The organism is Actinacidiphila acididurans (assembly GCF_016918855.1).
Taxonomy (GTDB): domain Bacteria; phylum Actinomycetota; class Actinomycetes; order Streptomycetales; family Streptomycetaceae; genus Actinacidiphila; species Actinacidiphila acididurans.
Window position 1 is genome coordinate 200,566 of sequence record NZ_JADKYB010000012.1, and the last position, 12,821, is coordinate 213,386.

At 74.1% G+C, this 12,821-nt stretch carries 9 protein-coding genes; 7 read left to right on the forward strand and 2 right to left on the reverse strand.

Translation table 11 applies throughout. The features are described from left to right. Positions 1–59 precede the first annotated feature (59 nt). Positions 60–4,217 (reverse strand): outer membrane protein assembly factor BamB family protein, encoded by a 4,158-nt coding sequence (locus ITX44_RS42725; protein ID WP_205359175.1) that lies wholly within the window; start codon positions 4,215–4,217, stop codon positions 60–62. Between the two features lie 121 nt (positions 4,218–4,338). Between ITX44_RS42725 and ITX44_RS22820 the strand changes: the two genes are divergently transcribed. After that, on the forward strand, positions 4,339–5,322 hold the full coding sequence (locus ITX44_RS22820; protein ID WP_205359176.1) for a TrmB family transcriptional regulator: 984 nt from the start codon (positions 4,339–4,341) through the stop codon (positions 5,320–5,322). Between the two features lie 252 nt (positions 5,323–5,574). After that, a complete protein-coding gene (locus ITX44_RS22825; RefSeq protein WP_205359177.1) occupies positions 5,575–7,722 on the forward strand; it encodes an ArnT family glycosyltransferase in 2,148 nt (715 codons plus the stop codon). On the opposite strand, the gene ITX44_RS22830 is transcribed toward ITX44_RS22825, so the two are convergent. Further along, positions 7,709–8,254, reverse strand: coding sequence for a DUF1697 domain-containing protein (locus ITX44_RS22830; RefSeq protein WP_307795441.1), 546 nt, complete (start codon positions 8,252–8,254; stop codon positions 7,709–7,711). The genes ITX44_RS22825 and ITX44_RS22830 overlap by 14 nt on opposite strands. A 262-nt stretch (positions 8,255–8,516) precedes the next feature. Here ITX44_RS22830 and ITX44_RS22835 point away from each other — a divergent pair, with 262 nt between their 5' ends. The 5 genes from ITX44_RS22835 to mmuM all read left to right on the forward strand — a co-directional run bounded on the left by ITX44_RS22835 (position 8,517) and on the right by mmuM (position 12,742). Further along, entirely contained in the window at positions 8,517–9,710 is a 1,194-nt protein-coding gene (locus ITX44_RS22835) for an AAA family ATPase (RefSeq protein ID WP_205359179.1), read from the forward strand. Between the two features lie 80 nt (positions 9,711–9,790). Beyond that, positions 9,791–10,147: a nucleotide pyrophosphohydrolase gene (locus ITX44_RS22840; protein ID WP_205359180.1), complete on the forward strand. Its 357-nt coding sequence runs from the start codon at positions 9,791–9,793 to the stop codon at positions 10,145–10,147. 134 nt (positions 10,148–10,281) lie between these two features. Further along, positions 10,282–10,737, forward strand: a complete 456-nt coding sequence (locus ITX44_RS22845) for a DUF6099 family protein (protein ID WP_205359181.1) — start codon at positions 10,282–10,284, stop codon at positions 10,735–10,737. A 165-nt stretch (positions 10,738–10,902) separates the two neighbouring features. Then, complete coding sequence (locus ITX44_RS22850; protein WP_205359182.1) at positions 10,903–11,826, forward strand: LLM class F420-dependent oxidoreductase; 924 nt, start codon at positions 10,903–10,905, stop codon at positions 11,824–11,826. A gap of 7 nt (positions 11,827–11,833) precedes the next feature. Further along, positions 11,834–12,742, forward strand: a complete 909-nt coding sequence (gene mmuM / locus ITX44_RS22855; protein WP_205359183.1) for a homocysteine S-methyltransferase — start codon at positions 11,834–11,836, stop codon at positions 12,740–12,742. Positions 12,743–12,821 lie beyond the last annotated feature (79 nt).

A 12,821-nucleotide genomic window follows, 5' to 3' on the forward strand; every position in this document is an offset into this window, starting at 1 on the left:
CCCGGTTCTCGGCGGGAGGACCGAGGACCGGGGGCGCGGGGGACAACCGGCGGGTCGCGTCAGGGAGTCGCGGCCAGGGTGGCGTCGATGCCCGCCCGCGGGCTGCCGAGTCCGGTGACGAAGTCGTAGCCGGTGCCCGGTGCGCACTGGGCGGGGCAGTACCCGTTGGCCGGTCCCGACACGATGTCACCGAGTCGGCCGGCGACCGCGTACACCGCGCGCTGGGCGGAGCCGTCCGCGCCGGTCAGCCGGGCCTTGCCGGCCGCGGCCCGCAACTGGTCGGCGGAGGCCAGGACCGCCGCCCAGGCCGGGGCGCCGAGACTGGTGCCGCCCACCTGGAACCAGCCCGACTGGCCGTACGGTCCGACGCTGTCGTAGACGGCCACCCCGGTCGCGGGATCGGCGTCGAAGCTGACGTCCGGGATGCCGCGCCCGCCGCTGACCACGCCCTTCTGGTAGCCGGGCACGGGCTCGACGTAGCTGCGGCCGCCGCCGCTGCCGGACCAGGACGTCTCGCCGGTCACCGAACCGTCGCCGGCGAGTTGGAGCGTGGTCCCGCCGACCGACAGCACGGCCGGGGCGTACGCCGGGTACGAGCCCGGGTGGCCGTAGTCGCCGCTGGCCACCGAGCAGACCGAGGCGGTCAGCCGGCAGTGCCCGTCGTAGTACGTCTCGTCGGTGAACTCCTCCGGGATGCCCCAGCTCATGCTGATCGCGTCCGGGTGCAGGGCCGCGGCGGAGTCCACCGCCCGGAACAGCGAGGCGAAGGTGGCGTTCTCGGCCTCGACCAGCACCACCGCCGCCTGCGGGGCCACGGCGTGGATCCACTCGACGTCCATGGTGGTCTCCAGCCCCCAGCCGCCGTCGTCGGGCCCGGTGCCCTGCGGCGCGGTGACGGTGAAGTCGAAGCAGCCCGTTGTCGTGCCGCCGGAGCACACCTGGCTCAGCCCGTACTGCGCGCTGAACCGGTCCACGTCGGCGGCGATCGCCGGGTCGCCGGGCGCGTCCACCACCGCGACCGTCTGGCCGGCGCCGGCCCCGTGCAGGCCCAGGTAGGCGCGCAGGGCGGCGGGGCTGTACCCCGCCGGGTCGTCGGCCGTGAGCTGCGGGGATCCGGTGCCGCTCCAGCCGCGTACCGCGATGCGGCCGGACGGCTGTGCGGTGCCGGTCCTGGCGACGGTGGTCGCGGCGGTCTCCAGCGGCACCGTCGTCGGCCGCGCGGCCGCGGCCTTCGGCGCCATCGTGCGCTGTCGCACCGCGTTCGCCGCCGGGCTGCCGGTCGGTGCCAGGGCCAGCAACCCGTGCTGGATCGACACCTGGTACGGGCGCACGGTCTGGCCGGACTCGGCGGTGAGGATCTGGTGCGCGCGCCAGTCGATCGGCGTGGTGAGCACCTTGTTGTCGGCGGTGACGTCCACCTGGCCGGTCTGGTACGGCTGGTACGACGCGAGCGGGGCGACCGAGGCGTCCCCGGTGGACAGCACCGACATCGGGTACGCGTTGACCGCGATGTGGGCGGTCACCAGGATCGGCCGGCCGCCGGCCGTGGCGATCCCGGCGTCCGTACCGCTGGCCGACAGCGACACCTGCGGGCCGTCCGGCGTGATCGCGGCCGAGCCGCTGTCCCCCGTGGCGATCAGCCCGGCGCGCGAATCGAGCGCGTACGCCTCGTGGTTGGTGAGGCTGCCGTCGGTGTCGCTGTACTTCAGGTCGCCGGTACGGGCGTCGCGCACGTCGATCCGGCCCTGTCCGTCGGCGGTGGTCCAGGCGAAGGCCGCGCCGTCCGGGCCGGCGCCGGGGATGCCCGGGCCCGCCACGACTCCGTTGTGCAACTGGGGCGCGAAGGTCGCCGCCGGATCGGCCGGGGCCGTCCAGACCCGGTCACCGCTGCGGGCGTCCAGGCCGAGCGCCGCCATCGCGATGGGCGCCTGGTGGCGGCCGACCTGGTCCTGGTACTCGGTGACGACGATCCCGTCGGTGACCGAGGCGTTCGCGAACCAGGAGGCGGCCGGCGGCGCGTACGTCCACAGGGCCTGTCCGGTGGCCGCGTCGAACGCCGACAGCCGGTCGGTGCCCGTCACCACGACGGTCCGGCCGCCGGCGCTGCCGGCCGCCACGTTCCACACGTACTGGCCGGGCAGTCGTACGGTGTGCAGGACCTGTCCGGTGCGCTCGTCGACGATCACGACCCGATCGGTGGCGGCGACCGCCAGCACGGGCCGGCCGGCGACAGCGGTGGGCACGATCGCGTGCACCGGTCCGCCCACGTCGGCCCGCCACAGCGTCCGCGGCGTGTCGTCGGCGGGGGAGAAGGCGCGGCCGTCGATGGCGTAGACGGCGCCGCTCTGGCCGCCCGCGATGTCGTCGGGGCGGCCGTCGCCGTTGACGTCCGCCGAGACGGCCGCGTACAGGTCGCCGAGCAGGGGCGAGCGGTCGGCCGCCCGCCCGGACGCGTCGTAGACGACCGCGCGCTGCTCGGCGGTGACGCCGCGGACTCCGTTCCGGTCGGCCGCCATGGTCAGCGGGTCGGCCGTGTCGCCCGAGTGCTCCCAGCGCACCGCGCCGTCCGCGCCGGACAGGCCGGTCACGTCGAAGGCGCTGTCGAAGGGGGCCTGCGGGCTCGGCGTCACCGAGCCGAGGTAGGAGCCGACCACGACGGTGGCGGCGCCGCCGGCCGACGGCAGTACCGCGACGGTGCCGGGCTGCGGCGGGTTGCCGTTCGCGGCGGGCAGCGTACGGGTCCACTGGGTGCGGCCGGCCGCCGGGTCGACCGCGGCCACGGTGGCCGCGGTGAAGTTGTAGCCGGGCGGGCTGACCTGGTCCGGCGTGGTCACCACGCCGCTGACCAGCCAGGAGGTGCCGGCGTGCCGGTCCAGCGCGCCGACGGTCAGGGTGGTCGGCAGCACTCCGTCGGTGGGGACGGCGGTGACGGCGCGGCCGTCGGAGGGCCGCAGGCCGGTGAGGGTGTAGCCGACCGCGGTGGCCGGGTCGGTCAGTTCGGCGACGGCGAGCAGGCCGCGGCTGGGGTCGTACGCCGACAGCACCGGGTAGCCGGCGGTGCGGTGGTCCCAGCGGACGGTGCCGCGGGAGTCGAGGAGCACCACATGGCCGTCCGGGGGTCCGGGGACGCCGAGGCCGAGCGGGGTGTCGGTCCAGGAGACGGCCACGGCGCCGCCGTCGACCGGGACCGGCCGCAGGCCGAGCAGCCGGCCCCACTGCGCGCCGGTGGAGTACTGCCACTCCTGGTGGGCGGTCGTCGTGCCGTGGTCACCGCGCAGGGTGATCGCCCGCACGGTCGTGACGGAGTCCCAGGCGCCCGGGCCGTTCTTGCCGCTGGGCGAGCCGGTCTCGTCGCCGATCACCAGGTCGTGGCCGACGACGGCCAGCTGGGTGACGAAGCCGGGGTCGAGCTCGTGGTCGACGGTGGCGCCGGTGCGGCCGTCGAGGACCGTCACGAAGGTGCCGAAGTGCAGGTCGGAGCCGGGGACGGTGAATGGCCAGCCGCAGGAACCGCAGCTCGCCGCGCCCAGGTTGACGCCCACGGTCTCGGCGACCGCGATGTCGGGCGAGCCGTCGCCGGTCAGGTCACCGACGGCGTACGGCGTGGGGCCGCCCATCGAGTACGACGCGCCGGTGGTCACGTAATAGGGGTCGGCCGGGTCGGTGCCGACCACGAGTTGCGGGGTCGGGACGTAGCCGGCGCTGTTGAACGTCAGGTGCCAGTCGCGGTAGAGCGAGCCGGTGCCGCGCTGCCAGACGGTGCTGCCGTCGGCGCGGACCCGGCTGACCACGCCCATGCTGAACACCTGGAGCGAGTCGCCGCCGGGCAACGGGCTGGTCAACGGGACGCCCTGGGCGGTTTCCACGCCCGCGGCGACGTCGAGGCCGAGGGTGCCGCCGTTGGGGTCGGCGCTGGGGGCGGCCGGTGTGGCCTGTCCGGTGGGTCCGGTGGGTCCGGTGGGTCCGGTCGGTCCGGAGGCCGGGTCGTCGGCCGCCGCTGCCGTGCCGGCGGACGTCTGGAGTGGTGTCGGTGAGCCCGGCACATAGGCCCGGGACGGGTCGAAGCCCTTGGTCGTCGCAGTGGCCGGGGCCGGCCGGGCGGCCTGTCGCGGGGCGGCGGCCGTCGCGGGCCCGCCCCAGGCTCCGGGTATCAGGACCGCGGCCAGGGCGAGGACCGCCCCGACCGCGGCCGTACGGCGATTGCGCTGGATGCGCACCCGTGCCTCCTTCCCAAGATCGCGCTGTGTTTCCGGTCACGCTTCCACGCCGCGCGGCCGGGTCGGAAGGGAGCATGGTGGGGAGTTCACGTCCCTGTCGTGAATACGGTGGTGATCCGCAATGTTGGACGCGCTGGGCCTGACCTCCGGCCAGCAGGAGGTCTACCTGGCCCTGTTGGACGGCGCCCCCGCGACGGCGGCCGAGCTGCGGGGCCGGGTGACGGTGGCCGGGGTGACGGCGTCGCTCGCCGTGCTGGAGACGAAGGGGCTCGTCTCCCGGCTGCCGGGCCGGCCGGTGCGCTACCAGCCGGCGCGGCCGGACATGGCGATGGAGGTGCTGGTCCGCTCCCAGGAACAGGCGCTGCAACAGGTACGGGTGCTCGCCGCCGGGCTGATGGAACGGTTCCGCGCCGGGCAGAAGGCGGTCAGCTCCACGGAGATCGTCGAGACCGTGACCACGCGCGAGGGCACCGTGCAACGGCTCGCCCAGCTCCAGCGCAGCGCCCGGCACCAGGTCAGCGCCTTCGACCGGCCGCCGTACATCGGCGGGGCCGGCACCAACGACATCGAGTCCGAACTCCTGCCGACCGGCGTGCGGTACCGGTGCGTATACGACCGGACCGGCCTCGAACTGCCGGGCCGGCCGGCCGCGATCCGCGACCTGGTGGCCAGCGGTGAACAGGCCCGGGTGGCCGCCGGGGTGCCGGTCAAGATGTTCATCGCCGACGACCGGATCGGGCTGATCTCGTTGGAACGCTCCCCGACCAGCGACAGCGCGCTGATCATCCATCAGTCCTCGCTGCTGGACACGCTGATCGCGCTCTTCGAGGAGGTGTGGGCGGACGCGGTGCCGATCCGGTTCGGCCCGCCAGGGACGGGGACGGGGACGGGGGCGGGGACGGCGCGGACTTCGGCCCGGCACCCGGCCGACCGCGGCACCCTGCTCGGCCTGCTGGCCGCGGGCCTGACCGACGAGGCGATAGCCCGGCACATGGGCTGGCACCCGCGCACCGCCCAGCGCCGCGTACGCGAACTCATGGCGGAACTCGGCGCCCAGACCCGCTTCCAGGCGGGGCTGCAGGCGGCTCGCCGGGGGTGGTTGTAGTTGCAGTAGGGCGGGCAGGACGGGCGCGGGTGCGGGTCCCGGGGGCGAGCGGGAGCGGGGCTGGGCCGGCTGGGCCCGCGTACTCCGACGATCACACCTGCCGACCGTCGTACGAGTGGCATGGCAGCCCCGCCTGTACGACGCTCAGGTTACGTCCCGGTGAACACTCGTGACCGCCGGAACTGACAGGCATCCCACCGGGCGATTTCGCCATCTAGCACGGCGACCGGAACGCCGGAGGGACTCGCTCGGATGGCCAGCACAGACGCGCCCGCACTGGTCGAGGCGCGCACCCGTACCCGTATGCCCGCACTCAGCCTCGCCGCACGGCCGTGGCGCTCGCCGGACGGCGACCCCGACTGGAGCAGACCGGCCCTGCTGGGCATCCTCGCGGTGGCGGCCGTGCTGTTCGCCTGGGACATCCAGCACAGCACCTACCACCCCTTCTACTCCGAGACCGTGCGGAGCATGAGCGAGAGCTGGAAGGGCTTCTTCTACGGCTCGTTCGACCCCGGCAACTCGATCACCATCGACAAACTGCCCGGCTTCATGTGGCCGCAGGCGCTGTCGGTGCGGATCTTCGGCTTCCACGGGTGGGCGCTGACCCTGCCGCAGGTGCTCGAGGGCGTGCTGAGCGTGGCCGTGCTGCACCGCGCGGTACGGCGCTGGGCCGGCCCCGCCGCGGGCCTGCTCGCCGCCGCGGCCTTCACCGCCACCCCGGCCGTCACCGGCCTGTTCCGCACCCAGGTCGAGGACCCCGCCTTCACCCTGCTGGTGCTGCTGGCGGCCAGTGCCGCCATCCGCGCCGCCCGCGAGGCCCGGCTGCGGTCCCTGATCGCGGCCGGGGTGTGGGTGGGGCTCGCCTTCCAGGCCAAGATGCTGGAGTCCTGGGCGGTACTGCCCGCGCTCGGCCTGACCTACGCCGTGGCCGCCCCCGCCGCCCTGCGCCGCCGCCTCGCCCACCTCGGCATCGCCCTCGGCGTGTGCGTGGCCGTCTCCGCCTCCTGGGTGCTGCTGGTCACGGCCACCCCGGCGCACGACCGGCCATGGGTGGACGGCACCACCGACAACTCCGCGGTCAGCCAGGTCGTCGGCTACAACTTCCTCAATCGCTTCTCCTCTCTGGGTGTCAGCGCGCAGCAGACCGGCAGCGTCGACACCTCCTCCATGGCCGGCACCCCTCGCGAGGACGCCGGCTCCACCCCGCACCACAACGACTGGGTCAAGCTGGTGCGCAAGCCGCTGGCCTCACAGACCGGCTGGCTCTACCCCGCCGCGGTGCTCGGCGCCGCGTGCGGCCTGTTCTGGCGGCGCGGCAGGCCCCGCACGGATCCGCTGCGGGCCGGATTCGTGCTGTGGAGCACCTGGTTCGCCACCTTCTTCGTCGTCTTCAGCGCCGGCGCCGTCGGCACGCACATGTACTACATGGGCGTCGTCGCCGTGCCCATCGCGGCGCTCTTCGGCGGCGGGACGACGCTGCTGTGGCGCGGCTGGCGCAGCGGTACTCGCGACCGGGCCTGGGCACTGCCGGCCGCTGTGATCACGACGGTGGGCTGGTCGGCCCTCACCGCCGCCCGTTTCTCCTTCCTCCCATGGCTGGCCCCGGTGGCCGCCGTCCTCGGGCTCGGCGCGGTCGGGCTGCTGGCCGCCTCCCGGACCGGAACCCTCGGTGCGCGGCACCGCGTGGCGGCCCTCGGCCTGGGTCTCGGCCTGGTGGGCATGCTGCTGCCCTCCGCCGCGTGGGCGTCCTCCGTCCTCGACAGCAAGTACGGCCACTCCGGCATGGGCGCCGCCGGACCCCTCACCATCGCGGACGTCGTCGGCCACCACCGCCGGCCGCCGGCCGCCGCACACCCCGCGGCCACCGGCACCCCGGGCGCGGGCACCCCGGGCTCGGCGACGGCGGTCCCCTCGTCGGCGCACGGGTCGCCTTCCTCGACCCGTGCCGGCGTCCACGGCCGGCACGGCCTCGCGGGCGTCCGTACCGGCCGGGCCGGGCACGCCCCGCACCGCGTCACGGCGGCGACCTTCCCCGTCACCGGCTACGGGCTGCCGCGCGCCCTCAGCCCCGACCAACTGCGGCTGCTCGCCTACACCCGCGCCAACCGCGACGGTGCCTCCTTCCTCTTCGCCACCACCAGTTGGCGAGTCGCCTCTCCCTTCATCCTTTATGCAGGAGCCCCCGTCATGCCCATGGGCGGCTTCACCGGAGCCGTGCCCAGCCCGTCCACGGCCTGGCTCCAGCACCTCGTGGCCACCGGCAAGCTGCGCTATGTGCTCCTCGGCGGTCCGTCCACCGCCATCGGCCACGACAACGCGGTCTGGGTCCGCGCCCACTGCACCCGTACGGACTTCCGGCCCGGCGAGCTCTTCCTGTGCTCGGCGGTCAGCTCCCGCTGAGCGCCAGCAGCTTGGTGACCGTGTTCCAGTTGCGCGCGGTCGCCGTCATGCCCAGCCACCGGTCGGTGAACAGGGCGGCCAGCCTGGAATCGCGGATCGAGTCGGGAAAGTGGGCGTAGATCTCCCGCTCGCCCGGCCGGAACGCGTCGGGTGCGTACGCAGCCGGGTCGATCGTCGCCAGCCGGTCCAGGGGCGGTGGACCGGACAGGAAGACGACCAGGAAACGTGATCCGTCGATCCCTTCCATCGGGAAGGGGTTGGCCTCCACCGCACGGCGCAGATCCGTGCCCGAGCGCACCAGGCAGGAGATCGTCAGGCCGAGCTCCTCCGTGATGGCCCGCTGCAGTTCGGCGGCAAGCCGCAGCGGATCCTCCTCCTCGTGCGTGAACACGGCGTTGCCGGACTGGAGGTGGGTGCGCGCGTCGGTGGCTCCGATGCGCGTCAGCAACTCGCGCAGAGTCGCCATGGGGACCTTGTTCTTCCCCCCGACGTTGATCCCGCGCAGCAGGGCGACGTAGCTCGTGGTGGTCACGTTCGTCACCGTAGCCGGAGCCACTGACAGTGACCGGGCGCGCGGAGGGAAAGAACAGTGCGGTGATCGGGAAGCGCCGGGCGGCGGTCGGGAACGGCCGGGGGCCGCACGCCGCGGGTGGCGCCTGCGGCCGCTCCGCTGACACGGCCGCACGAGGGTCATTTCCACTGTCGGACCCGGTCATGCGCGATGTCCCCCGATCGAATGATCACGGCTGTGCATGAACGGTTCGCCGGTCCGACCGCTGAATACGGTCCCGCCCATGAGTACCCCCCACAACCGCCCTGTCGTCACCGAACTGCGGCTGTCGGCCTTCAAATCGCATCGCGGGGCGACCTTCGCCTTCGGCCCGCTGACCCTGCTGAGCGGGGGAAGCGGCACCGGAAAGTCGAGCGTGCTGGAGGCCGTGACCGCGCTCGGCCGGCTGGCCTGCGGGGCGGAGCTCGCCGAGGCGTTCGGTGCCGTGCGCGGGGGCGCGACCGCGTGCGTACCGCAGAGCGCCCAGCCCGACGTGCAGGGCCGCCGCGGCTTCCGTGTCGGCTGCACCGTGACCGGACCCCTCGGCCCGGTCCGGCTGGACGTGGCCGTGCAGACCGAGCCGGCCCTGCGGATCGTCGGCGAGCGGCTCACCGGTGGTGGTGAGACCCTGCTGACCACCGCGCTCCGGGACCCGCACCGCCGTACCGTACAAGCTGCCTGGCACACCGCCGGCGCGGTCGCGGTGACCAAGGCCCCGCTGCCCGACGACCGGCTCGCGACCGCGCTGCTGCCGCTGCGGGTCTCCGGCAGCACCGACGGGCAGCGGCTGGTGCTCGCCGCGGCCGAACAAATGGTTGTGGCGCTGCGCGGTGTCTTTCCCGTCGAGCCCCGCCCCGAGCTGATGCGCGCGCCCGTGCCGGTCGCCGCCGGCCGGCTGCGTACCTCCTGCGACAACCTCGCCGCCGTCCTGGCCAGGACCGAAGGGGAGTGCGCCACCCGGCACGCCGCGCTGGTCAACGCGGTGCGTGAGGTGTGCAGTGGGCCGGTCGAGGGGCTGATCACCCTCCCGGCCGTGCTGCCCGGCGACAGCCGTACCCCGCCGGTCGAGGCGGTGACGGCGGCGGTGGACCGCGGTCCGCTGGGCCTCGTCCCCATCGACCGGCTCGGCGACGGCGAACTCCGCTTCGTCGCGCTGGCGCTGGTCCTGCTCACCGGGCCCAGCGTGCTGGACGTGGACACGAGTACGGAACTGCTGCCGGCCGGGCAGGTCCTGACCGTGCTGGGCGACGGCCTCGACCTCGGCCTCGACCGCCGTCAGCTGCGCGAGTTGCTGCGGCTCGCCGGGCTGGCGGCCGGCCGCGGCCACATCCGCCTGCTCGCCACCGTCCAGGACCCCGCCTGCGCGGACGGCCTCGGCGGCGTCACGATCACCGGCCTCGGCGCGGATCGGGAGGATGCGGTAGACCAGTCCGGGTGACGGATGGAACTGAACGCGCGGCGGCCGGCGAAGGCCAGGCGGGTCGAGGCCCGACCGGCCAAGGCCTTGATGACAAGGATTTGGGGGCCAACGGCCCCGATCTCGCAGCGCTGCAGCGCCGCCTCACCGAATTCGCGGCGGCCCGGCACTGGCAGCCGTTCCACACCCCGAAAAACCTCGCGGCCGCGCTGAGCGTGGAGGCGGCGGAGCTGCTGGAGATCTTCCAGTGGCTCACGTCCGAGCAGGCCGGGGCGGTGATGGCCGACGAGGACACCGCTCATCGGGTACGGGACGAGGTCGCGGACGTGCTGGCGTATCTCCTGCAGTTCTGCGAAGTGCTCGGCATCGACCTGCTGGCCGCGCTCGCCGCGAAGATCGACCGCAATGAACTGCGGTTTCCCCGGCCGGGCGGAGGCGTGGATCCCTCGTCCGGGTGAGCGAGTTGTCCACAGCCGCGTGGTTGTCCACAGATGTGCCGACAGGCCCTTCCGGACCGGCCGAACTCTGTCACTCTGGGTGACATCAGCGGTGACGCGAGGTCACCGCCACGGACCCGGAGGAGACAGGGGAGATGGACGCGGCACGACTGGTCGCGGAGGCGGAACGCGTGATGCGCCGGCATCCGCAGCCCGAGGACGTCATCGCGGAGGCATGGCAGGCCTATGAACTGACCGAGGCGGTGGCACGGCTGCTCGACGACGGCCACGGTCGGCAGGACCGGGGCAGCGGAGCGTCGGCGCGGGGCGACGGCCCTGAACACGGTGGTCCGGTGGCGCGGGCCGGACCGGCACCGACGGCCGTGGCACGCGGTCCCGGACCGAGAGCGGCTCTGCTGACCTCGGTACGCGACCCGGCCGGCACGCTTCGCGCGCTGCGTGTGCTGCTGGGCGAGATCGGGCTCGCCCTGGTGGCCGTCACGGGCACGGTCGACGCAGAGGCCGATTACTGGGACTGCATCGAGGCGCTGGACGCGGTGGACGAGGCGAAGGACCGGGTGCGGGAACTGGTCCGGGACGTCCAGGACTGAGCGTCGGCACGCCGGGCGGCCTGCGGGGGCCGGTCCGGCGGGCGGACGCACGGTGCCGGGTCGGGGGCGGACCCGGAGCCGGGGGACCGGGCAGGGGGAGCGCCACCCCGCGGCACGCACCCCCTAAGTGACCATGGAGCCCGCGGTGCGGGCAGGATGGAGGACATGGAGCTACGCATCTTCACCGAGCCCCAGCAGGGGGCGAGCTACGACACGCTGCTGGCGGTGGCCAAGGCGACCGAGGACCTCGGATTCGACGCCTTCTTCCGCTCTGACCACTACCTCGTGATGGGTGACTCGGACGGGCTGCCCGGACCCACGGACGCGTGGGTGACCCTGGCCGGTCTCGCCCGGGAGACCAGCCGGATCAAACTGGGCACCCTGATGACGGCGGCCACCTTCCGGCTGCCGGGCGTGCTGGCCATCCAGGTCGCGCAGGTGGATCAGATGTCGGGCGGGCGCGTCGAGTTCGGGATCGGGGCGGGCTGGTACGAGGCGGAGCACACCGCGTACGGCATCCCCTTCCCGGCCGAGAAGTTCGGCCGGCTCGAGGAGCAGCTCGCGGTCGTCACCGGACTGTGGTCCACGCCCGTGGGCCGGACGTTCGACTTCGACGGCACGTACTACCAGCTCAAGGACTCGCCCGCACTGCCGAAACCCACGCAGACCAAGGTGCCGGTGATCATCGGCGGCATGGGAGCCAAGCGCACCCCGGAACTGGCGGCGCGGTACGCGGACGAGTTCAACGTGCCCTTCGCCCCGCTGGCGAAGAGCACCGAGCAGATCGGCCGGGTGAAGGAGGCCGTCGCGGCCGCCGGGCGCGCGGCGGACGAGATGGTCTACTCCAACGCCGTGGTCGCCGTGGTCGGCAAGGACGACGCCGAGGTGGCCCGCCGGGCCGCGGCCATCGGCCGGGACGTGGACGAGGTCAAGGCGGACGGCCTCGCCGGTACGCCGGCCGAGGTCGTGGACCGGATCGGGCAGTACGCGGAGCAGGGTTCCAGCCGGTTCTACCTGCAGATCCTCGACCTGTCCGACCTGGACCACCTGGAGCTGATCGCCTCGCAGGTCCAGGCCCAGCTGGGGTGACTTCGTCGTGACCGGACCCACGCCGCTGTCCGTGCCGCTGTCCGGCGGCGCCGCCCTGGTGCTGGACGGCGGGCTGTCCAACCAGCTCGCCGACCAGGGGTGCGACCTGTCCGACCCGCTGTGGTCGGCCCGGTTGCTCGCCGACGACCCGGCTCGGATCGAGGCGGCGCACGCCGCATACGTCCGGGCGGGGGCGCGGGTCCTGATCACCGCGAGTTACCAAGCGACATACGAAGGCTTCGCACGGCGCGGAGTCGGCGGAAAGGAGGCAAGCGCGCTGCTGCGCAGCAGCGTCACGCTGGCCCGGCGGGCGGCGGCGGGCACACCGGGAGTACGGGTCGCCGCATCGGTGGGGCCGTACGGGGCGATGCTGGCCGATGGCAGCGAGTACCGGGGGCGGTACGGGATGACGGTACGGGAGCTGGAGCGTTTCCACCGGCCGCGGATCGAGACGCTGGCCGAGGCCGAGCCCGATGTCCTCGCGCTGGAGACGGTGCCGGACGCGGACGAGGCCGAGGCGATGCTGCGGGCGGTCGAGGGAGTGGGCGTGCCGGTGTGGCTGTCCTTCACCATCGAGGGGGAGCGTACGCGCGCCGGGCAGCCGCTGGCGGAGGCGTTCGCCATGGCCGCGGGCCGGGACGACGTGGTCGCCGTGGGTGTCAACTGCTGTGCGCCCGCGGACGCGGACCACGCCGTGGAGGTGGCGGCGGCGACCACCGGCAAGCCCGTGGTGGTCTACCCCAACAGTGGCGAGGGGTGGGACGCGGCCGAGCGGCGCTGGTACGGGGGGTCGGCCTTCGACCCGGCCCGGGTCGGTCGCTGGCGGTCGGCCGGGGCGCGGCTGATCGGCGGCTGCTGCCGGGTCGGCCCGGACGAGATCGCCCGGATCGCGGCGGTGCTGGCCGGGGACGGGTGACGGACCGGCGTCGTGGCGAGCGGCGGGACGTCCGGCCGGTCACCGGGAAATGCGTGGTGCCGCCGTGGCTGCGGTGGGG